Origin of the sequence: Sulfitobacter noctilucae, from assembly GCF_000622365.1 — a bacterium.
GTDB lineage: Bacteria > Pseudomonadota > Alphaproteobacteria > Rhodobacterales > Rhodobacteraceae > Sulfitobacter > Sulfitobacter noctilucae.
In genome coordinates this window covers 1,590,904-1,613,506 of record NZ_JASC01000014.1, presented here as the reverse complement: position 1 = coordinate 1,613,506, position 22,603 = coordinate 1,590,904, and the positions used below count along the sequence as shown (strand labels likewise).

The following is a 22,603-nucleotide window of genomic DNA, read 5'->3' as shown; positions in this document are numbered from 1 at the left end:
GGGCATGGACCGGCGCGCGTTCATACATTATCAGGCACAAACGGCATTAGTGAGGCGAAAAGCAAGTGTTTGCGCGGGTTTCTTCGGCATTGCGGGACAACCGCCTGACGGCCCGCGTTGCGCGATCGGTATCTTGGATCATTCTAGGCTACGGGGCCAGTCAGGCGATCCGGCTGGCGTCGAACCTGATCCTGACCCGGCTGCTTTTTCCCGAAGCCTTCGGCCTGATGGCGCTGATCAGCGTGGTTACGGTAGGGCTGACGTTGTTTTCGGATGTGGGCATCGCGCCTTCCATTGCCCAATCCAAACGCGGCGACGATCCTGATTTCCTGAACACCGCATGGAGCATTCAGGTGTTGCGCGGCATCGGATTGTGGGTGGTTGCCTTTATCGCGGCCTATCCACTCGCGGGCTTCTATGGCCAGCCAGAGCTTGCCACCTATCTGCCCTTCGCGGCGCTGTCGTTGCTGGTCGCCGGCTTTAACCCCACGCGGATCGAAACCGCACATCGGCATTTGCTGATGGGGCGTCTAACGGCGCTCGATATCCTGAGCCAAGTAATCGGCATCGCGGTGATGATCGTGCTGGCGGTGATCTGGCAATCTGTAGCCGCACTTGTTGTTGGTGGTGTGGTAGGGGCACTGGCCAAACTGGTGCTGACACACATGTTCCTGCCGGGTGATCGTAACCACTGGCGCTGGGAACGCCGCGCTTTGGGCGAGTTGATCACTTTCGGGAAGTGGATCTTTCTGTCCACGGTATTTTGGTTCTTTGCGAGCCAGGGCGACAAGGTGGTCTTGGGGAAGTTCCTGTCACTCGAAGCCTTGGGCGTTTATAACATCGGCTACTTCCTTGCGAGCTTTCCGCTATTGTTGGGGGTGGCGGTGACGGGGCGGGTGATGATCCCAATCTACCGCGAACAGACCGCGCGGGCACGGATCGCGCGGATGCGCTATGCGTTAAGCAGCGGTGTTATCGGCTTGATGGTGCTCATGGGCCTGTCGGGGCCATGGCTGGTCCATCTGTTGTACGATGATCGCTATGCCGATGCTGGCGGAATCGTGGTGGTGCTGGCTATGGGGCTGATCCCGCAGGTGATCGGCATGACCTATGATCAGGCGGCACTGGCGGCGGGCGACAGCCGGCGGTTCTTTATCTACAACGCCATCCGCTCGAGCCTTCAGGTAGGCTTGTTGTTGGTGGGTGTGATTTATGCCGGCCTTTTGGGTGCGATTGCAGGGATGAGCCTGTCGATGGTGCTGTCGCATCTGCTGTTGATCTGGCTGGCGCGGACCCATGGTGTTTGGGATGCGCGGCACGATGCATTTTTCTTTGTCTTAGGGGGTGGGGCGGCTGCGCTGGCGCTTTGGCTGCATCAGGATGCAATCTGGCGGGTCATGGCGACGGTCGTCTAGCCCTAGCTGCTGTGCGGATCAGGGTTGCGGGCCAAGCGGGCGGCACGACCCTGAAGCCCCGCTTCGCGCCGGTCCTGCCAGAGCTTAGCCAGACCTTTACGCTCTTTCGGTTTTCGCGTCTCGGGAATCGCGACCACGGGCATCAAACCGGTTTCCCGGTGCATTTGGGCCGCGGTGCGCAGCACAGGCCGGCGCAGTTCCATGATAAAGGCGAGGATCAGGCTGAGCACCGTGGCACCTGCAACCCCCATGATGACCCGCTGCTTACGGCTCATCGAAATGGGATAATCCGGCACCTGTGCTTCTTCCAGTGTGGTGAACCGTTCGCCACGGGCGGCTGCTTCCAAAGTGAAACCCACTTCGGCTTCGTTGCGGCGAGTCGAGATGACGTCGTATTGACCACGCAACTGGCTCATTCGGCGCTCAAATTCAGCGAGGGTCCGCTCTACTTCGGGGCGGGTCTGGATGCTCTGGCTCAACTCGGTGCGGCGGCTGTCAAGAAGCTGGCGCTGGGTGGTTAACCCGTCAATCCGCCGCTGCAATTCTAGTTCTTCCCGTTCGATGGTGGCCGCGCGGGTATTGCCAGAGCGGTCAAGGTTTTGCAGCGCAAGCTGTGCGGTGATGATCTCGCGGTCCAGATCCAGTATCGCCTCATTCAGACTGCCCAATTCCGTGCGCCGGAATTCCAGACTGCCTTCAAAGGAAATGTCATTGGCGCTGCGGAAACTGGCCAGCGCTTTTTCCTGCTCAGCAATCTGGGCCAGCAGCGCTTCTTCCTGAGTTTGGAAGAACTCCAGCGTCTCGCGGGTTTGCTGGCGGCGTTGATCGGCGGCCAGTGTTCTGGTGTCATCGGCAAAGGCATGCGCCACATCGCGGGCCAGTTCGGCACTGCTCATCTCGGCAGTGATGGTCAGGACCGCTATGGCACCGTCATCGGCAAATCCTTCGCGCACAGCTGCGATCCCGGTGATGGTCACGGATTGCCGCAAAAGATCGACTTTTTCCGACATCCTCAGTCCCGCAAGGTCGGTATATAGGTCAAACTCTTCAATCATTTCGATCAGGTTCGAGCGCGCCATCACCTGTTGTTCGATCAATTGTAACCGCCGCGCGGCAGAACCGTCGACAGTGGAGCGGACCAGTTCATCAGAGATCTGGGGCTGTTCGATTTGGATCACTTCAGAAGAACGATAGACGTGGGGCGTGGAGAGCGCCCAGAAAACCGAGGCAAAACAACCGGCGATCACGACAGTTGAGATCAACCCCACCCGACGGCGCAGCATGTCCAGAAAATCGGCCAGTGAATAGATCGGACCCATATGCCTTGCGTATCCTAGTTCAGTCGTTCCAACGCGGCCCAAGCCGCCTGTGGATTAGGCGGTTTGACCACGAAAATTGGACTTAAGTGAGGCGTCATAGGGGTTTTAGCAGCTTTCGGCAGAGAGGCACCAGCACGTCTCTGCCAAAAGCGGAGCCGGATCAGGCGTAATGTTTGATGGAATTGGCTCTTGCGCGGTTCAGGACCACCCCCAGAAGCGGCACCTGACCTTCAAGCATCCGCTCACATTCCATGAGCTCGCGTGCCATGGTGCGGGTCCCGTCAGACACCATCAACACCCCGTCGAGGTGCGGCAGAAAGGCCGATACATCATCGTAGGCCAGCATCGGCGGCATGTCATAGATCACCAGTTCCGGCTGCAGGGCTGCTCGCATCCGTTCAAGGGTGTGGGCGGTCTCGTCGGCTTGCAACGTCTCTGCGGCATCTGCGTAGGACGCATCGTTCAAACCCAGCGCCAGCGTGTCGCTGATTTTCACCATATGATCACCAATCGGCGTGCGGCCCGCCATAAAATCGCGCATCGCGCCTTGGGGTGTCACGTCAAAGGTCTTGGCCACGCCGGGTTTGCGCAGATTGAGGTCCATCAGCACAGTGCGCGAACCTTGTACCCGCGACAGGCTGAGGGCGAGGTTCACGGCTGTGAACGTGTTGCCGCACCCGCCAGTTGGCGCGGTGACCGCAATATTGACCCACCCATGTTCCTGCGTGGTCTGGCGCAAACGGGTGCGCAGCAGATCGAAAGCACGAACCGAAGCGCTGTCCCGCTCCGAGTCAACAACAGGCAGGTCGGTCTCGCTGTTGCGTCTGCTGCCCGCCTCGATATGGGCTAGATCCTGCCAACGTGGCATTTCTGAATCGGGGCGATACCGGATGCCCGTTGGCGCGACGATCGGTGCCGCGGCATGTTCGATGACGGTATCAGTGGCCGGATCTGTTTCGGGCTGCAAGCTGCGGCGTGCCGGTTCGGCGACAAGCGCACGGCGTGGGCGGATGCTGTGGCGCATGCCGTCTGTACCGTGATCCGGGGCAACACCTGTTACTGCGGCGCGGAGGTCATCTTCGGCGTAAAGATCACGCATTTTGTCCTCCTTGGATTTTCGGGCCATAAGACCTCACTCCGCATTCTGCGGTATTCGGGGCGGTATAAAACATATCTAGTGCCCTGTGGGGCGCAAAACCACGCCAATTGTCTTGATCAAGATTGTCAGGTCCAATTTCAACGTCAACGCACGCTCGTATGCGCTGTCCACTTCATTGCGGTAAGAAAAGCGCGACGCATTGCGTGCTGTGACTTGCCAAAGACCTGTGATGCCGGGGCGCAGCGCGAAGTAGGCCTTTGGATCGCCATACATATCAAGCTGGTCGGGCATCATGGGGCGGGGGCCGATAAGACTCATCTCGCCCGTCAGAACATTCCAAAGCTGAGGCAATTCGTCCAGCGATGTGACCCGTAGGAAATGCCCCACGCGGGTGACACGCGGATCGTTGTGCAGTTTTTGCAGTTCGTCCCATTCACGGCGCATCTCGGGGTCGAGGGCTAGGTAGTTCTCAAGGACCTGATCGGCATCGCGCACCATGGTACGCAGCTTCATGATCGAGAACCGTTTGCCTTTGGCACCAAGGCGTTGCTGTTTGTAAAACGGTGACCCGCCTTCGCACCAAAGAGCCAGCGCGCAGATACCGATGACCGGCAGCGAAAACGGCAAAGTCAAAAGGACAAAAGCAATGTCCATCAGCCGTTTGCCCATGTGACGATACACAAAGAAGGCAGCAGGCTTGGCCGCTAGTGCCTGATCCCAGACCCGGCTGCGGTGGGCAATGGCAGTGCCACTGCCATCCGCAAACGCTGGACCCGCGTCAAAGCTAAAGATGCTGAAATCAGCATCATGTGGTGTCGTGTCTTTCATTCTAACCCCCCAGGGCCAAAAGCTTACTCTTAAACAATTCTCACCCTCAAAAACGGGTGTTACACACTTAGAAAATCTCGAAGACCTCACCGCCTGGTAGACATAGGACGGACAGCGGATTGGTTACATAGCATTCCTGCCAAATGCATACCACTTTTTCGCCTTATTTGTTGAAAACGCGCTGAAACAGTTTGTTTCACACATTTTGGACAAACAGTCGCGGGCGGAACATTGCATTGTTTCCCAATGCGTAACTATCGGTGGAAATTGTTCTCGTATAGGGGGAATATTTGTCTTGTGGCGCAATCTGGTCCGGCTACTTCTGCCCGAGAAGCGATTCTATTTGTGGCCCAATCTGGGCAAACGGCGGGTATGACGGGGCTTGGTCCGGATCCGAATAAGGCAAAGCATGGGCAAGAGCCTTGATTGAATCGTGCAGGCGTTTAGCATGCAAGGGTCTATTCAGGCAAAGTTGATTCGGGTGAGGCGTATATTTTCGCGCCCTGACATCAGGATCGAAGGTGTATTTAATTCGGAACGGAATGCGCGTGACAGCGCTTTCGTGCTTTTGTGAAGGTATAGTGCAAGGGATAAAGGGTCTTATTTTGAACCCGTCAGATTTCCAGTTCAAGGTGGCGTTTTTCGCCAACTTCCGGGCCGCGATGCGGGTCCGGGTTCGCAGCCTTGTTCAGCACCCGCGCTGCAGCGCGGTCACTCTGCCTGATCGACCAAAGACATAAAGGAGAGCGACATGGCCAAGAAACCATCCCCCGCAGAATTGAAGAAAGAAGGCGAAGAGCTGGGCAAGAAATTTGCCGAGATGCGTAAGACGCAGCACAATTTCGCGATGCAGATCGGTAAGGAAGGGCTGGCTTTTCAAGCGGATAAACGCAAGCCGCCTGAGGCGCTGTGGCGCATTGCCAAAAAAGAAGGCGGCAGCAGCAAGGGCGCGATGGGCACTTGCATGATGAGCGGCAAGATCATCGAGCTGGATTGTGTGGACCCTGACAATGTGCCGACCAATCTGGCCAAGCTGGCCAAAACCTATTTCAAGGACCGTGGCCAGCCCGCGCGCATTGTAATCAAGGGCCAGCCTGATGAGGAGGCCGATGAAGAGGGCACCACAGAGGAAGCCGGTGCCGAGGCAGGCGGTGCAGCAGGGGGTGGCGACACAGCAGGGGGAGATACCGCTGGTGCCGCACCGCAAGCCGAGGAAGCCGTGCCTGAAGAGGAGGCAGCCAAAGGGGCCGCGCCGGAGCCTGAGAAGACACTGCTGGAACAGCTCGAAGACATGAAACCCGATATCGAGGCCTGTATGGCTTCAGGTAACGCCGGTTTGGCTAAAAAGGTCGGTGGTTTGAACACGATGTTCGATGCAGTGGTTGAAAAGAACCCGAAAAAGGCTGTGGCGATCTTTGGTCTGCTCAAAACCACGCTGGATACTGCGCGGGAGAAAGGTGACTTTGTCGTCGCCGTGCCGGGTGGAGAGGTCGAGAGTGGCGGCTCCGTTGGTGGTGATGGCATGAGCGAAGGTGCGCCAGCCGGCGATGATCCGAAAGTGCTGGAACGACGCAGCAAGATTGCCGATCTGGAACGCGGAGTGGACGAGCTGCTTGCGGAATTCGCCTGACGCATAAGGCAGGCTTTGATGTGCGCGTAGCCAGACAAAGGCGATGCCGATTTGCGCTGGACCGCGCAGCGGGTGCGTGTTGGCGAAGTCTTTGTCGCGGCCATCACTTTTCGCATTCCTGGCGCGGTCTAATTATGTCTAGGGACGGACGGGACATGGCATAGATGCACCGCCGGTGGACAGGCAAGGGCAGGGGCGGCATCAAGGCCGCCCACTGCATAGGCTTTAGTGCGCGGGCAGCTGGCCCGCCGCAGCAGCGCCCAAGCGTTCCGAGATCAGCGCGGCCCGCGTCGGCCTTGGGTTTTTGTCGACCGATGCGCCATCACTTTGCGCGTGTTCCATGATCATTGCCGCAACCTTGGTGCCTTGGGTCCAGCATTCGGTGTGCAGGCCCGAGCCCATGGTCCAACCGCTGGCGTAAAATATATTGTTTACGCCCTGCTGTGGCAAAATGTCGGTCTGGGCCTGCATGCAGTCGAAATCGAAAACGAAGTGTTTCAGGTTGGCTACGGCTGCGTTCCCGCTAGTGTCTTTCAGTACCTTGTCCTCGGCCACTGGTATGTGCGGGTTCACCGAGACAAAGAACTCCGGCAGGCCAAATTTATTGAACTCCGCGTTTGCCGCGTCGTTCTGGTGGCGATTGGCCACATAATTGATCACATAGGGTTTCAGCGCCACGCTGCCCGGCTCGTGGATCACGATGTTATAGGTGGACCAGGCGTTGCGGTTCACTGGCATCAGCCGTGAATCCGTATGGGCCACACTGATTGCGGTCTCATATGTCACCTGAGACATGATATTAGCGGCCTTTTGCGGCAGGCCGCGGTTGCCGGGTGCATCCCCGCCCGCCATGGCCCGCAGCGCTACGTCTGCCGGGGTGGCAATGCAGATATGGCTACAGGTAACTGGCGCGCTGACCGCTCCCTTCGTTGTGTTGCGGACGGTGTAATCTGCGTTGTCGCCGTTTGGCACGACCTGTGCCTTGAAACCCGCGTGGAAGATCATGTTGGGCATGTTCGCTTTCATGTATTCAACCAGCGCGTCGATCCATTTGCTGGCACCGCCGACAAAGTAGTTCCGATCCGCACCGCTCGATCCTGCCCCTTCCTGAATCTTGTAGTAATGCATTACGGCGGCAAAGGGCATGGCGCGGGGGCCGAGCGGCCCTGAGGTGAAGTACATCCCGTTCACACGCGGATAGATGATCTCGGGGCCAAGGCGCGGATCCCATTTATAGGTCTCGGTGCCGTAGTTGATATAGTCTTCCATGGTGTAGTCATGGAATTTCTCATTGTCGCCATCCGCACCACCGGTCTTCATGAAATCATCGACAGAGGCTCGTAAATCCTCGGGCATGGCGGTGCCCCACCACGGATCGGGTTTACCGTCCGGCGTGCTGTTAGCCGTCATCGCGTGACCCATGGTGTTGTAGTAGGTCGTGGAATCCTCGAGGTTGCGGTAGTCCTTGCCCTTGGTGAAACCGATCTTTTTCATCACATCGACGATGTTGAGATAGGCGGGAATGTTGAAATCGTTCACCCCCATATCGGCCCAGCGGATCAGGGGCTCTTTCTCGAAACCGGGTCCGTTGCCAAAGTTGAATTCCTTGGTCTCGGCGTTGCCGCCAAAGCGGTCCTCGGCTTCAAAGATATGGATCTCGGCGTCCGCCAACATGATGTTGTTGTCCTTGTCGGTGTTCAGGTTCCAGGCCACAGCCAAGCCCCCAATGCCGCCGCCAATAATGCCTAACTTCATCTGCTTTCTCCCTTACAATGATTGTCTGAAATTGCCTTTTTTAATGGTGTCATTAACCTTTAACCGCCGCTGCAAATCCAGATAAAAGTCCGAGACTTGGGATCGCGTTCACAGCTCGGAAACGAGGTTTACCCGGCCGGGTACGATGTGTTCGCTTCATGCGTATGAAGGTGCCAGACCCAGGCTGGAACCGGATGTTAGTTGACGGGGGTATCGGCAGCCTGATCTGCGATCGCTTGGTTATGTTCGGGCAGGGCATTCAGGAGAGACGCCTCGCGGGCGCGCTGGTGGATTGCCGCGATGGCCGCCGTTTGATCGGACCCGCGTCCTGCCGCAACCAAAACCCGGGTCCGTTCGATATAGAAGTCGGACCAGGGGGTTGGTTCCTTGGCGGTATAGGCGGCCAGCGCATCGGCAAAACGGGCGGCGTCGTCCCATTCATGTGCGTTCAGGCAAGCCTGCATAGCGTTCTGATAGAAGCGAAAGTAATTGTGCCCGACGCAGCCTTTTTCCAAAAGTGCAGCACCTTCGGCAAGCACCGCATGGCGGCGGGCAGCGTCGGGGGTGGTCAGCGCGACAGTCGACATGACCCAAGGCCCGATAAAGGATTGGGCACCCACTTCGTGCACTTTAGTCAACGCGCCCTCGGCTATTTGCGCGGCTTTCTCGGGATGGCCCTCTGCTGCTTCGATCCGGGCGAGGACTTCCTCGAGGAAGGGCTCAAACCGTTTGGCTCCCAGTTGATCGGCCAAGGCCAGCCCCCTAAGCACTTCGCCACGGGCCTGTTCGTATCGCGCCATTGAGGTCAGGACCCAACCGGCGGTCAGGCGCGAGACGATCTCGGGACGCGCGAGACCGACTTGCGCAGCCAATTCGGCTGAGCGTAGCGCCTCGTTCAGTGCCTGCGGCGTCTGGTTCATGTAGATCTTGGCGGTGGCCAGCATGAAGCGGTTGGCGCATTCCACTGCACCAAGGGCGTGTTCGTCGCAAAGCTCAAGACATTCCTCGATCACCGAATGGGCGGTAAACATCCGTCCCCGCGCGTAATAGGCATCGCCCAGCCCGCTCAGTGCCAGCGCCTGACGTTCCGGCAGATCGGCGCGTTTGGCGTAGTCCAGCGATTTGGCGTGATCGGCCAGGCAGCCATCCAGATTGCCACGGGGGAAATGCAGGCTCCCCCGGAAATAGTGGATTTCACTTAGTTCAGCGAGTAGCTCTCTGCTTTCGGCCAGTTCCTGAGCCACATCCAGCAAAGCATAGGCTTCGTCGATGCGGTCCTGAATGCGCATGGTCGCCACAACGCCAATCTGCGCCCGGCACAGATCACGGGCATCCGTGGCGCTTTCTTGCGCCAGCTCAAAGGCTGCGATTGCCTCATCCGACTTGCCGGCTTCGCGCAGCATATGCCCCTTGATGCATAAAAGCTTGACCATGGTTTGGGGTCGGGGATCACGGTCCAAGCCTTTTTGGGCGATGGCAAGCGCCTCGTCATTGCGGTATTTGGCTTGCGCGTCGCGAGCGGCCACCAGATAGGCTTCGGCAGCCTGCGGATCATGGGCGGCCCCCAGATGTTCGGCATGCAGGGTCGGATCACGGCCGGCGTACCACTCTGCTGCACTGCGGTGCAGTGAGCGCAAATCATCACGCGTAATGGTCCGCAGAACCGCATCGCGGATCAAGGCATGGGCAAACAGAAAGCCCTCTTCGATGGGGCGGATCAGCGTGGCGTTGATCAACGTGCTTTCGTCATACACTTCGATATTCGCAATTTGCGTGACCGAGGTCATTGTGAATCGTTGGCCGAGAATTGCCGCGGCTTGCAAAATGCGCCTGTCTGCAGGCTCCAGCCTGTCAAACCGCGCTTGGATAAGGCTTTGGATTGAACCGGGGATGGCACCATCGTTGTCATTGGCGTGGCGCAAAAGCTGTTCCAGAAACAGTGGATTGCCCTGTGCGCGTTCCACACAGGCGCGCATCATGGCGTCCGAGGGGCGGATCATGCTTGAGGCGAGGGCTACGGCATCAGTCGCACTTAGCGGTTTGAGGTCCATCCGCCGGACCTTGGCCGTGCTCTCAATCGAGGCCAGTTGCATTGCGTTTACGGGACCTTCAAGGCGCGACGAGATCACCACCAAGACCGGATTGTTTCGGCTTTCCTCCACCAACACCTGAATTCCGGGCAGGACCGCCGGATCGGCCCAATGCAAGTCTTCGAGCTTGATCAGCAGCGGATGATCTTTGGAAAAACGCTGGATCAGACGGCGCAGGGTGCGGCGCTGGCCGTCAAGACGGGCGGCATCGTTCATCGCGTTCAGCATGGCCGATTTCGATTGATTGAGCGCGCCGCCCAGCATGACGGTTAGGAAAAGGGCGGCGGTTTCATCCAGCGTGCCGTCCTCGGTCAATCGCGCCACGGTGGCGCGTACAGCCGAGCCTTGGGCGTTTTCGCCCAGACCACACAGGCTGCTGACCAGCATGTTCAGCGGACTTTGCGGATCGCCGGACCCGAAATCAAGGATAAGGCTGGAATGGCATTTGAACCCGTCTGCCGCGGCCAGACTGGTGACCTCTTGCAGCAGGCGCGATTTGCCCAACCCGGCATCAGCGCAGACATAAATGGTTTCGCCACTGCCCGTTGCGATACAGCCATCAAGTGCGGTACGAAAGACGGCCATCTCATCGCGGCGGCCCACCATCGGGCGGCGTTCGACGGTTTCGCGAAAACCGATAAAGCGGTGCGCCAGCACCGGATGCTCAAATCCTTTCACCTCCAGCGTGCTGGGCGCATCACATTCGATCTGGTGGCTGAACGCCACAAAAATCCTGTCGTCGATCAGGGTCTCTGAACCTTTGGCTTGGTCGGCCAGCCGCGAAGCCAGATTTACCGTATCGCCCGTGAGCGTAAAGTCCTCGCTCTCGCGTTCACCGTAGCCTTTGCGGGCAAAGAGCACGTTGCCCGCGGCGGCCCCGATGTGCACGCTCAGATCCATGCCGAACTGGCGCGAGATGTCTTCCATCGCGCGGTGCAGCTCGAGGGTGGTCCGCAGAGCGCGTTCTGCATCATTGCCATAGGAAACCGGTGCCCCAAAGACCGCCATCACACAATCCCCGATGTGGCGTTCGATGGTGCCGCCCATGCGCCTTACGATGGCGTTGAACTTGTCAAATAATGCCGACAGAACCTGATGCAGATCTTCGGTTTCCAATGTGCGCGACAGTTGGGTATATCCCGTGAGATCGGCAAAAACGGTCGTTACCTCGCGCCGTTCCGCCCGCAACTCGTCAGCCGCGTGTTCGGTGTCGTCCGCACCGGTCTCAATCTCGATTTCGGCAAAAGCCTTGAGGAGTTTTTTGCGGTGCCCCAGAGAGGTGATGCCGATTTCCTTGAGGTCGTCTGCGGTCAGCTCTGGGCCGACGCTGAGGTCAACGTCGTTCTCGGCGAATGCCTCAGCGTACTGGGGCAATCCGATCTGTTCCAAAAAGCTCTTCATCTGTTTCCCGATTTGCCACGCCGTTTTTGATCACTGCATGGTGCCGCACACTGAAACGGTAACACGGGTAAGGCGAATCCACCAAGCTGGAAGCGGGGATTGAGACGAATGGCCCCAATCTGCCGGTTCGACCGTCTATTGGGCAGGCTGTGGGGGATCACTGGCGTTTAAAGAAACACCTAGACGAGAGGCATGTGCATGCGATGCAACGCTGCTCTGCAGAAAAAGTCTTTGACTTTGCTTGTGTGAAACGTATGTCATCCAGATAATAAGGCGAGCTTACTAATGTGATGAAGCGAGTCGAACTTCTGCAAGACGGTGACCAAAGATGCGCAATGCAATTGACCCTAACAGCCCCGGCTTTCTGATCAGCACCGCAGCTCGACTGATGCGCGCCGCGTTCGAGCGCGAGATCGAGAACAGCCAGATTGGCGTCACCTCGGGAGAGGCGCGGGTGCTGGCGCATATGTCGGTGAATGGGGCCATGCGCCAACATCACCTTGCGGACCGTTTGGGTGTTGCTGCGATGAGCGTCACGGCCTTCCTTGATAAGCTTGAATCGCTTGGTTTGATCCAGCGCAGCGCCGATCCGAATGACCGGCGGGCCAAGATCGTGACGCTGACTCAGGCGGCTGAACCGATCCTTGGAAAAATTCATCTTGCAGGCAGCCGCGCCACCGAAGCGGCCTTCGCCGGGATCAGCGCCGAAGATTTCGATCTGTTCCGGACGGTCTGCCACAAGCTCTGTGCAAACCTTGACGAACGCCGCTGTACGGAGGCGGCGTCATGAGTACATTACCTTTGATGAGCGAACGCCGTGTCAGTTTCATCGGCGCATTGCTGGTGGCCATTGGCCCTGTTTCCATGGCACTTTACACGCCCGCGATGACTGAGCTGGTTGAGGCATTCGGCTCGACCGAAGCCGTGATCAAACTGACGCTCACGTTGTATTTCGGGGGCTTTGCCTGCGCACAGCTTATCGCCGGGCCGCTGTCTGACGCTTTGGGGCGCAGACCTGTGACGATGGCTTTCCTGAGCCTCTATGCGGTGGCCAGTGTACTGGCCATGCTTGCCCCTTCGGTTGAGATGCTGATTGTCGCGCGGTTTGCCCAAGGGGTAGGGGCCTCGGTCGGTGTCGCGATCTCGCGGGCCTTGGTGCGGGACTTGTTCACTGATGAACAATCCTCCCGGATCATGAACCTGATTGGGATCATCCTTGCCCTCGGGCCTGCGTTTGCGCCGACTTTGGGTGGCATCATGTTGCTTGCGTTTGGCTGGCGGTCGCTTTTCGTGATGATGGCGCTAATTGGATTTGCGTCGATTGCGGTGATCTATTTCTGCCTCAGGGAAACGGTTGAGCGGGACATCACACGGCTGAACCTGCCCGAATTGGGGCGCAGCTATTGGATGTTGATCCGCAATCGCCAATTTATGACCTCGGCCTGTGTCATTGGCGGTGCCTTGGGCGCAATTTATGCGCAGGCGACGTTCTTGCCGTTCATTCTGATGGATGCCGTCGGGCTAAGCGCGCAGGAGTTCGGTTTGTCGATGCTTGCACAGTCGGGCAGCTTTTTCTCGGCATCGCTGGTGGTACGCGCAATGATGAAGCGCCGCAGCGCGACGACGTTGGTGCCTGTAGGTCTGGTTTTTGTCGCGATCGGCAGTCTCGGTACCGCAACCTTGTTGGTCTGGCCGCCCAGCTTTTTGCATGTGATGGTCCCCGTGGCGATCTATTCGTGCGGCATCGCCTTTGTGATGCCTGCCATGTCCACAGCCGCCCTTGCGCCATTCAAGCGCGAAGCCGGCGCTGCAGCAGCTTTGCTTGGCTTCATTCAGATGGGGTCGGGCTTGCTTGTCGGGACATTGGGCGCACTGATGGCAGATGCTGTGGTGGCGATGTCCATACTGATTCCGATGATGGGGGTAGGGGCTTGTTTTGCCTATGCACTTTACCGGCGCACACCTATCGTGACCCATGCAGTGGTCGCGCCGGTTTCAAAAGGCAAAGCCGGACCTTTGCCGCTCAAAACCTGCCCGGCAACGCGGCCCGATCGCTAACATACAGATAACCGCTCGCACTCATGGTGCGTTGCACTATATTGCAACACTGCGTCGTTTAAGACGCCTTACTGGATATTCCTTATGTCTTTTGCCAAAGCCTTCCTTTCCTTGCCGCATCTTGTTGCGGGTGTGGCCTCCCTTATGGCAGTGCTTGCCGAACCAGCGACAGCACAGTCGCAAAGCCGCCCGCCGCCAGCGGTCACAGTCACCACAGTGCAGCCGCAGGACGTTACGCTGACCACGACCTTGCCGGGCAGGGTCGTCGCCTCTGCGATGGCAGAGGTGCGCCCGCAGGTGGCAGGTATCATCACCGAGCGCCTGTTTCAGGAAGGTGGCAGGGTAGAGGCGGGCGATGTTTTGTATACCATCGACCCTGCCAGCTATGATGCTGCTTTGGCGCAGGCGGATGCCGCAGTGGCACAGGCGCAAGCGCAGTTGAACGCAGCCCAGAAGGAAGAGGAGCGCCAGCAGGAGTTGGCAACACGCAATGTCGCAAGCACCGCCGCGCTGGATACCGCTGTGGCGGCACGCGACAGCGCCCTGGCAGGTGTCAAGGCCGCCGAAGCCCAGCGCAACGCGGCACAAATTCAGCTGGACCGCACAAAAATCGAAGCCCGCCTCTCGGGCGAGATCGGGCGTTCCCTGACCAGCCAGGGGGCTTTGGTCACGGCAAGCCAGGCCAGCCCGCTGGCGGTGATCCGTAACATTGATACGGTATATGTCGATGTGACCCAGTCCGCTGCCGATATCATCGAATGGCGGCGTGGAAATGTCGGCGGGCGCATGGGCGACGGCATGCCTCAGGTCACGCTCACGCTTGCCGATGGCAGTCTTTATGACCAGACGGGGACACTGACTGCGGCCGAACCTGATGTAAACGAGCAGACCGGGGTCGTGGTTTTGCGTATGTCTTTTGACAATCCTGACAAGCTGCTGTTGCCCGGGATGTATGTGCAGGTCGAAATGCCGACCCGCACGGCACGCGATGTCTTCTTGATCCCGCAAGAGGCTGTAAGCCGAAACCGGCGCGGTCAACCTGTTGCGATGGTCGTGGGTGCAGAAAATGTGGTTGAAGCGCGGCAATTGACCGTGTTGCAGGACAAAGGCACGGCTTGGGTGGTCAGCGATGGCCTAAGCGCTGGCGACAGGATCGTGACCGTTGGGCTGCAAAAGGCCAGCGCGGGTGCAACCGTTTCGCCGCAAGAGGCCGCCGCAGGCGATACCGCCTCTCAGACACAATCAGACTAATCCAGAACCGGAATTTCCATGGCCCGTTTTTTCATCGACAGACCTATCTTTGCATGGGTCATCGCAATCTTTATTATGGGCATCGGCGTGCTGTCCATCTTCTCGCTTCCGGTGGCGCAGTATCCGCAGATCGCGCCGCCCACAGTGCAGGTCCGTGCAGTCTATCCCGGTGCCTCTGCTGATACGGTGGCCAATACGGTCACGCAGGTGATTGAACAGCAAATGACGGGCCTAGACGGGCTGCGCTATATTTCTTCGAGTTCAACATCGTCTGGTGCCGCCAGTGTGACACTGACCTTCGAGACCGGCACAGACCCGGACATTGCGCAGGTGCAGGTGCAAAACAAGCTTGCGCAGGCCACAGCACTGCTGCCCGAGACGGTGCAGCGGCAGGGTGTGACGGTGCAGAAATCTTCTGCGGGGTTCCTGATGGTCATCTCGCTGATCTCGGAAGGCGGCGATCTGGATGCCACTGATCTGGGCGACTACCTTTCAACCAACCTCGTCAATGAGCTGAGCCGTGTCGAAGGCGTGGGCAACGTGCAGGTGTTTGGCGCGCAATACGCCATGCGCATCTGGCTTGATCCGGCCAAACTGGCGGCGTTCGAGCTCACACCATCCGATGTGGTCACGGCAGTTTCGGCGCAGAATGCACAGATCTCGGCGGGTTCTTTCGGCTCTTTGCCTGCACCCGAAGGTCAGGCTCTGAGCGCCACGATCACCGCGCAGTCGCTGCTGCGCACGCCCGAAGACTTTCGCCAGATCGTGCTGCGGGCCGAAACAGATGGCGGTCTGGTGCTGGTCAACGATGTCGCACGGGTCGAGATCGGGGCAGAAAGCTATGCCACGCTGTCACGTTATAATCGCAATGCCTCAACCGGTATGGCGATCAGCCTCGCGCCGGGGGCAAATGCCTTGGAAACCGCCAGTGCGATCAAATCCCGTATGGATGAACTGGCAGCCTTTTTTCCCGAAGGTGTCACCTATGTGGTGCCTTTCGATACAACGCCGTTTGTGACCATTTCGATCGAAGAGGTGGTAAAGACGCTGCTTGAGGCCGTCGTTCTGGTCTTTTTGGTGATCTATCTGTTCTTGCAGAACTTCCGCGCGACGTTGATCCCGACATTGGCGGTGCCTGTCGTCCTACTGGGTACCTTCGGGGTGATGGCCGTCTTGGGGTTCTCGATCAACACGCTGACCATGCTGGCAATGGTGCTTGCGATTGGTTTACTGGTCGATGACGCCATCGTGGTTGTGGAGAACGTCGAACGGATCATGGAACAGGAGGGTCTTGGCCCGCTCGAAGCCACGCGCAAGTCGATGGACCAGATCACCGGTGCCTTGATCGGGATCACGGTGGTTCTGTCTGCGGTCTTTGTGCCTGTGGCTTTCTTTCCCGGCTCCACCGGGGTGATCTATAAACAGTTTGCGGTAACGATCATTTCAGCCATGACCCTTTCGGTGATTGTGGCGCTGACATTGACCCCGGCGCTCTGCGCGACTTTGCTCAAGCCTAAAGGTCATGGGGCGAAACGGGGGCCATTCAAATGGTTCGACAAAGGATTTGACAGCGTAGGCAGAGGCTACACCGGGTTGGTGGGCCGCACCATCAAGCACCCGTTTATCAGCGGGATCGTCTATCTTGCCGTCGTTGCGGGCATGGTAATGCTGTTTCTGCGCACACCACAGGCGTTCCTGCCGGAGGAGGATCAGGGCATTCTCTTTACACTGGTGCAGGCACCCACAGGGGCCACGGCGGAACGCACGCTGGATGTTCTTAAGCAGGTTGAGGATTACTATCTTGAACAAGAGGACGAGATGGTGGAATCGGTCTTTGGCGTCGTCGGGTTCAGCTTTGCTGGGCAGGGGCAAAACCTTGGCATCGTCTTTGTGCGGCTCAAGGACTGGAGCGAACGGACAGACCCTGCCGCAAGCGTTCAGGCTTTGGCAGGACGGGCCTTCGGTGCTTTCAGTCAAATTCAGGATGCGCAGGTCTTTCCGATTGTGCCGCCTTCCGTGATCGAACTGGGCAACGTCTCGGGTTTTGATGTCTATTTGCAGGCCCGTGGCGGGCAAACCCATGAACAGCTCTTGAACGCGCGCAATCAGCTTCTGGGCGCCGCTGCGCAAAGCCCGCTGATCGCGTCAGCCCGGCCGAGTGGCTTGGAGGATGCATCGCAATTCAACCTCGACATCGACTGGCGCCGCGCAGGTGCTATGGGTGTTACCGCGCAGGATGTGGGCAATCTGCTCACCACCGCCTGGGCGGGGCGCTATGTGAACGACTTTATCGACGAGGGGCGGATCAAGCGGGTCTATGTGCAGGCCGAGCCGGAAGCCCGCGCCCTGCCGTCAGACTTGGAAAAGTGGCGGGTGCGCAATGCCAGCGGTGGTCTGGTGCCCTTCTCCAACTTCGCGGATGCGAACTGGACCTACGGTCCGCAAGGGGTCAATCGCTACAACGGCGTGCCCGCGATGCAATTGCAAGGCTCGCCCGCAGCGGGGACCAGCACGGGCGAGGCCCTGGCCGAACTGGACCGTCTGGCAAGCCAACTGCCCCCCGGCTTCGTGATTGCGCCAACGGGTCTGTCGCTTGAGGAACAGGAATCCGGCAATCAGGCCCCCTTGCTTTACGCGCTATCACTGGCGGCAATCTTCTTGTCGCTGGCAGCGCTCTACGAAAGCTGGTCCATCCCCTTTGCCGTCATGCTCGCAATGCCCATTGGCGTGTTGGGTGCACTAGCCGGTGCATGGCTTGGCGGGTTCGAGAACGGCGTATTTTTTCAGGTGGGCTTGCTGACGGTCATCGGCCTGACGGGCAAGAACGCAATCCTGATCGTCGAATTCGCCCGCGAACTGCGCGATGACGGAAAAAGCATCTTTGATGCTGCTGTCGAAGCGGCAGGCCAGCGGTTCCGTCCGATTATCATGACGTCGGTGGCGTTCAGTCTGGGTGTCTTGCCCCTGGTGCTCAGTACTGGTGCAGGATCAGGCGGGCGTACCGCCATCGGCAGCGGCGTCCTGTCCGGTACGATCTCGGCCACCGTCTTCGGCATTATACTGGTGCCCTTCTTCTTTGCTATGGTTGCGCGGCTGACAAGGGGGAAGGGGCGCGAACAGGTGTAATGTAAGGCAGTCAAATCTAGACTGCCTTACCCGTCACATCGCCTTTCGGGTAATGACGCCGATGGACGTTGTCACGTATTGTTCAAGCGTGAGGCGAAGGTGGGGTTCAACCCGATAAGGGGGAACATCCACGAAGCCATCAATCGGCTGAGAGCCATAATGTATCAGAAGCGGTTCGCAGGCGTGCCCTTCCGATCTCAGTTCATCCATCAGGCGCTCGATATCCTGCTGACGGTACAGGACGGTATCGCCTACCTCCACAGTATCCTCAAGACTGGACAGATTGATTTCAGTCGTATGGATCGCCAATCCGCCGGGCTTCAAACACGCCAGAGAATTCTTGTAGAAATCCATGCCAGCTTGCAGTGATCCGAGATGCTCAAGGCAGCATGCGGACCAGGAAAAGTCGAATCCTTGCAAGTCAGAAGGGATGTGGTTCATGTTCACAGGACGGAATGTGACATTCTTCTCAAATACTGATGGTGCGCAGATGCCCTTGTCGTTTAAATGGGCCAGCGTCGACGCGTGCTGAACCGTATTTGCCCAATCGGCACTCATCTGAGCTTCTACTTCAAGGTCCGTCGCAACCACGTTGCAGCCATGTGACGCCATCACTGCGCTGAGAGGTTCCCGACCGACGCCAAAGCCCACACCGCGTTTGCCTGCCGTCAGATAACCCCGTTCCCAAAGCGACTGGAGGATGTAGACGAATTCCCACTGCTTCCGGTGATAGCGCGGTACTTCGTCTATTTCCTGGCACCAGTGTTGATAGCAGGACAAAAGAAAGTGGTGGCTTGAGCAGGTCTCTGACCGAAAGGGAATAGGGCCCATCCCCGGCAGCACCCCGGTCAAAGGCTCGACTGCTTTCGGTGAATACCCGAAAAGGCCAGTAGGGTCGTAGGCCGAAGTCGGGACCATAGGGTCAATTGTGAGGACTTCTTCCTCTGATTCTTCGATGACAGGTTCGGGTGGCGGCGCTTCAGGTATCACCAATTCGGGAATGGGGTTTTTCTTTAAGCCAAGCAGACGTCTCAGGCCCATCACACTTCTCCGATCGGATGAGTTGGAGGGCGGTCCCCAACACTACCAGAGGTAAGTCGGAGGAATTGCGGTGTAAAGCCCAATAGGGAATTGGACGCAGACCGAGACTGACGTTTCCGCAGTTTCACAATTAGGGGAGAACAAGATGGCAGCCCGTAGGGGAATCGAACCCCTCTTTCCAGGTTGAAAACCTGGCGTCCTAACCGATAGACGAACGGGCCACTATCTTGTGAGCGGTTCTCTACGGAAACCCACGGCTCGGCGCAAGAGATAATTTGGCTGTGATTGCAGAAATTATGCAATCGACCGTGCGGCGTCTTCGAGGCGCAGTTGCACGGTGCGCCGTCCGCGCCAGTCGTTGATGTCCAGCCGCCCGGCAAGATGGAACCTCGCGCCGCCATGCCCCTCCAATGCGGGGCCTAAATCGGTGTCATAGGCACCAAAGGCGATGGCATCCAGTTTCCCGCTCAGCCCGTCGCCAAAGCTGATCTTGAGGTGGCTTTCACCGACGCGCTTCGCAAACAGGATTTGCATGTCGGCAAAGACATAGCGTGGGGCAGGGGCACTCGCCCCGAAAGGGCCGGCCTGCTCCAGCATTTCGGCAAGCTCAACTGTCGCAGCACCCGGCATCAGCAGTCCTGTGATGCTCAAATCGGCCGGTCCCGCCAGATGTGCGCCTTGTTTGGCCAGCAGCTCTTCCAGCCGGGTCATCGCGGCGTCAATCTTGTCTTCTGCCACAGTCAGCCCTGCGGCCATCTTGTGCCCACCGCCCTTCATCAGCAGCCCTTCAGCGGCTAGCCGCTGGATGGGTGCGCCCAGATCGATTCCGCTGACAGAGCGGCCCGACCCTTTGCCGATGCCATCCTCGACACCGATCACGATGGCGGGCCGGTTGGTGGCCTCCTTGAGTCGCGATGCTACGATGCCCACAACGCCGGGGTGCCAGCTGGGGCCTACGGCCCAGACCAAGGCCGCATCCGTACCCCGCGTCTCGGCCTGGTCCAAAGCGGCCGCGCGGACCGAGGCTTCGACTTCGCGCCGTTCCGTGTTCAGCGCGTCCAACCGTTCAGCCAAAGCCGCGACCTCGTGCGAATCGTTTGATGCCAACAAGCGCGCGCCCAGATCGGCTTGCCCGATGCGCCCGCCTGCATTGATGCGCGGGCCGAGCAAGAACCCCAGGTGATACGCGGTCGGCGCGGTCTCCATCCGTGCGACATCCGCCAATGCTGTCAGTCCCGCTCGCTCGCGCCGGGCCATCACGCGCAAGCCTTGGCGCACGAACGCCCGGTTCACGCCGGTGAGAGGGGCCACATCCGCGACCGTGGCAAGGGCCACCAGATCCAGCATGCTCATCAGGTCAGGCCCCTTGGTCCCGGCCTCGCGCAGCTGCCGCCCGGCCTCGACCAGCATCAGGAACACCACCGCCGCCGCACAGAGATGGGCGCAGGCACCGTCTTCGTCCTGCCGGTTGGGGTTCACCACCGCCAGTGCCTCTGGCAGCGTTTCGCCGCCCAAGTGGTGATCCAGCACCACCACATCCGCCCCGCGTGCCGCCGCGATCGGACCATGCGAAAGCGTTCCACAATCCACACAGATGATCAGATCGTGTGCAGCGGCCAGCCCGGCCATTGCTTCGTCATTGGGGCCGTAGCCTTCGTCGATCCGATCAGGCACGTAAAGTGTCGCAGTGCAGCCCATCTCGCGCAGCCAGACCAGCAGCAGCGCGGCAGAGCTGCCGCCATCAACATCATAATCCGCGAAAACCGCAATGCGCTCGCGTTTCCGGACGGCCGCCAGAAACCGCGTTGCGGCCTTTTCCATGTCTTTCAGGGAGCGCGGATCGGGCAATAGCTCGCGCAAGGAAGGGGTGAGGAATGCCTCGGCCTCCTCAGGGGGTACGCCCCGCCGCGCCAGCACCTGACAGACGGCTGCAGGCAGGCTGTTGCGCTGCACCAGCAACTCGGCAGCACGCTCGACCTCGACACCGGGGCCCACCCAGCGCCGTCCGGTCAAGGATGTCTCAACGCCCAAGTATGACACGGAACTGCCCCTTCACCCTTTATATAAATACCATGTCCTGCCTTTGCAGCAGGTGCGCCGATCAATCAGGGTCGATGGGCGTGCGGTAGTTGATCCGCCGTACCGATCCGGTGCGCGAGCGCATGATGATCGTCTCGGTGGTCATCCAGCCCGGCTCGCGCTTGACGCCCGGCACCAGATTGCCATCGGTGACGCCGGTCGCGGCAAAAATAACGTCTTCGGTGACCATTTCATCGCGTGTATAGACGCGGTCGAAATCGGTGATGCCCGCCTTGCTGGCGCGGCCGCGTTCGTCGTCGTTGCGGAACAGAAGACGACCGTACATCTGACCGCCCATGCATTTGAGTGCCGCCGCCGCCAGCACGCCCTCGGGTGCGCCGCCCGAGCCCATGTACATATCGATGCCCGTCTGCGGTTCGGCACAATGCATCACACCCGCCACATCGCCGTCGGTGATCAGCCGGATCGCCGCACCCTTGGCACGCACCTCTGCGATCATCGCCTCGTGGCGCGGACGCTCCAGAATACAAACCGTGATGTCAGAGGGGGCACAGCCCTTGGCCGCCGCCAGCGCCTCGACCCGCTCGCCGGGGGTCATGTCAAGCGTGACCACATCCGCTGCAAATCCCGGCCCGATGGCCAGCTTGTCCATATAGGTGTCCGGCGCGTGCAACATGGAGCCGCGTGGCCCCATTGCAATCACCGTCAGCGCATTGGGCATGTCCTTGGCGGTCAGGGTTGTGCCCTCCAGCGGGTCCAGCGCGATGTCCACGCCGGGGCCTTTGCCGGTGCCGACCTCTTCGCCGATGAACAGCATCGGTGCCTCGTCCCGCTCGCCTTCGCCGATCACCACCACACCTGCGATATCCAGCATGTTCAGCTGCTCGCGCATGGCGTTCACCGCCGCCTGATCGGCGGCTTTTTCATCGCCTTTGCCAATCAGCTTGGCCGAGGCGAGTGCGGCAGCCTCGGACACGCGGGCAAGGCCAAGGGAGAGCATACGGTCCTGAAAATCGGCTGTGGCAGTCATGGAAACGGTCCTTGATGTTGTTTTCCTGGCTCCCCCTCTAGCGGCAGGGGCGTATTTGCACAAGCGCGCCTGAGGGTTGGGTTACTGCAACCAAGCCAATGTCAGCGTGGCCAACACCAGATAGCGCCCGGCCTTTGCCAGCGTCACGAGGATCAGAAACGAGGGCAGGGGTTCGCGCAACACGCCCGCAACCACGGTCAGCGGATCACCGACCAGGGGCAGCCAACTGCCCAGAAGCGACCAGCGGCCATAGCGTTGATACCAGCTTTCGGCTCGGGCAAGCTGCGCATCCGAGGCGGGAAACCAGCGCCGGTCCCGGTACCGCAACAAAAACCGCCCCAAGGCCCAGTTGATCACCGCGCCCAGCACGTTGCCCAGCGTGGCAATGGTCAGCAGAGCGATCACAGGGCGTTCACCTTGCACCAGAAGCGCGACCAAAACCGCTTCGGATTGCATCGGCAGCAGGGTCGCGGCGATGAGCGCGGACGCGAAGAGGCCCAGATAGGCGAGCATGGCGTGG

General features: G+C 59.2%; 15 protein-coding genes and 1 tRNA gene. 6 read left to right on the top strand and 10 right to left on the bottom strand.

Annotated features, from left to right (window positions below; all coding sequences use genetic code 11):
• Positions 1-65 precede the first annotated feature (65 nt).
• Positions 66-1,415 (top strand): oligosaccharide flippase family protein, encoded by a 1,350-nt coding sequence (locus Z945_RS0117975; protein ID WP_025053481.1) that lies wholly within the window; start codon positions 66-68, stop codon positions 1,413-1,415.
• Between the two features lie 2 nt (positions 1,416-1,417).
• Here the strand turns inward: Z945_RS0117975 and Z945_RS0117970 are convergent, their stop codons facing one another.
• The 3 genes from Z945_RS0117970 to Z945_RS19860 all read right to left on the bottom strand — a co-directional run bounded on the left by Z945_RS0117970 (position 1,418) and on the right by Z945_RS19860 (position 4,661).
• Positions 1,418-2,734: a GumC family protein gene (locus Z945_RS0117970; protein WP_025053480.1), complete on the bottom strand. Its 1,317-nt coding sequence runs from the start codon at positions 2,732-2,734 to the stop codon at positions 1,418-1,420.
• A 160-nt stretch (positions 2,735-2,894) separates the two neighbouring features.
• Complete coding sequence (locus Z945_RS19865; protein ID WP_025053479.1) at positions 2,895-3,833, bottom strand: CpsD/CapB family tyrosine-protein kinase; 939 nt, start codon at positions 3,831-3,833, stop codon at positions 2,895-2,897.
• Positions 3,834-3,908: 75 nt separating this feature from the next.
• Complete coding sequence (locus Z945_RS19860) at positions 3,909-4,661, bottom strand: sugar transferase (protein ID WP_025053478.1); 753 nt, start codon at positions 4,659-4,661, stop codon at positions 3,909-3,911.
• Positions 4,662-5,412: 751 nt separating this feature from the next.
• Between Z945_RS19860 and Z945_RS0117955 the strand changes: the two genes are divergently transcribed.
• Positions 5,413-6,291 carry a hypothetical protein gene (locus Z945_RS0117955; RefSeq protein ID WP_025053477.1) on the top strand — a complete coding sequence of 293 codons (879 nt, stop codon included), beginning with the start codon at positions 5,413-5,415 and terminating at the stop codon, positions 6,289-6,291.
• A 225-nt stretch (positions 6,292-6,516) separates the two neighbouring features.
• Here the strand turns inward: Z945_RS0117955 and Z945_RS0117950 are convergent, their stop codons facing one another.
• Entirely contained in the window at positions 6,517-8,046 is a 1,530-nt protein-coding gene (locus tag Z945_RS0117950; protein WP_025053476.1) for an NAD(P)-binding protein, read from the bottom strand.
• A 197-nt stretch (positions 8,047-8,243) separates the two neighbouring features.
• A complete protein-coding gene (locus Z945_RS0117945) occupies positions 8,244-11,537 on the bottom strand; it encodes an adenylate/guanylate cyclase domain-containing protein (RefSeq protein WP_025053475.1) in 3,294 nt (1,097 codons plus the stop codon).
• 328 nt (positions 11,538-11,865) lie between these two features.
• Here Z945_RS0117945 and Z945_RS0117940 point away from each other — a divergent pair, with 328 nt between their 5' ends.
• The 4 genes from Z945_RS0117940 to Z945_RS0117925 all read left to right on the top strand — a co-directional run bounded on the left by Z945_RS0117940 (position 11,866) and on the right by Z945_RS0117925 (position 17,972).
• Entirely contained in the window at positions 11,866-12,327 is a 462-nt protein-coding gene (locus Z945_RS0117940; RefSeq protein WP_025053474.1) for a MarR family winged helix-turn-helix transcriptional regulator, read from the top strand.
• Positions 12,324-13,595, top strand: a complete 1,272-nt coding sequence (locus tag Z945_RS0117935; RefSeq protein ID WP_037971152.1) for a multidrug effflux MFS transporter — start codon at positions 12,324-12,326, stop codon at positions 13,593-13,595. The genes Z945_RS0117940 and Z945_RS0117935 overlap by 4 nt, the downstream gene beginning before the upstream one ends.
• A gap of 144 nt (positions 13,596-13,739) precedes the next feature.
• Complete coding sequence (locus tag Z945_RS0117930) at positions 13,740-14,846, top strand: efflux RND transporter periplasmic adaptor subunit (RefSeq protein ID WP_037971493.1); 1,107 nt, start codon at positions 13,740-13,742, stop codon at positions 14,844-14,846.
• An 18-nt stretch (positions 14,847-14,864) separates the two neighbouring features.
• A complete protein-coding gene (locus tag Z945_RS0117925; RefSeq protein ID WP_025053471.1) occupies positions 14,865-17,972 on the top strand; it encodes an efflux RND transporter permease subunit in 3,108 nt (1,035 codons plus the stop codon).
• Between the two features lie 33 nt (positions 17,973-18,005).
• Here the strand turns inward: Z945_RS0117925 and Z945_RS19855 are convergent, their stop codons facing one another.
• The 5 genes from Z945_RS19855 to Z945_RS0117900 all read right to left on the bottom strand — a co-directional run bounded on the left by Z945_RS19855 (position 18,006) and on the right by Z945_RS0117900 (position 22,596).
• Positions 18,006-19,013 carry a class I SAM-dependent methyltransferase gene (locus tag Z945_RS19855; RefSeq protein ID WP_025053470.1) on the bottom strand — a complete coding sequence of 336 codons (1,008 nt, stop codon included), beginning with the start codon at positions 19,011-19,013 and terminating at the stop codon, positions 18,006-18,008.
• Between the two features lie 146 nt (positions 19,014-19,159).
• A tRNA-Glu gene (locus Z945_RS0117915) sits at positions 19,160-19,234 on the bottom strand.
• Between the two features lie 73 nt (positions 19,235-19,307).
• Positions 19,308-21,053, bottom strand: coding sequence for a single-stranded-DNA-specific exonuclease RecJ (gene recJ / locus Z945_RS0117910; RefSeq protein ID WP_025053469.1), 1,746 nt, complete (start codon positions 21,051-21,053; stop codon positions 19,308-19,310).
• 61 nt (positions 21,054-21,114) lie between these two features.
• The gene (gene glpX / locus Z945_RS0117905; RefSeq protein ID WP_025053468.1) at positions 21,115-22,083 is read right to left on the bottom strand and encodes a class II fructose-bisphosphatase; all 969 of its coding nucleotides are present in this window, start codon (positions 22,081-22,083) and stop codon (positions 21,115-21,117) included.
• Between the two features lie 81 nt (positions 22,084-22,164).
• Positions 22,165-22,596, bottom strand: coding sequence for a YqaA family protein (locus Z945_RS0117900; protein ID WP_025053467.1), 432 nt, complete (start codon positions 22,594-22,596; stop codon positions 22,165-22,167).
• Between the last annotated feature and the right edge of the window lie 7 nt (positions 22,597-22,603).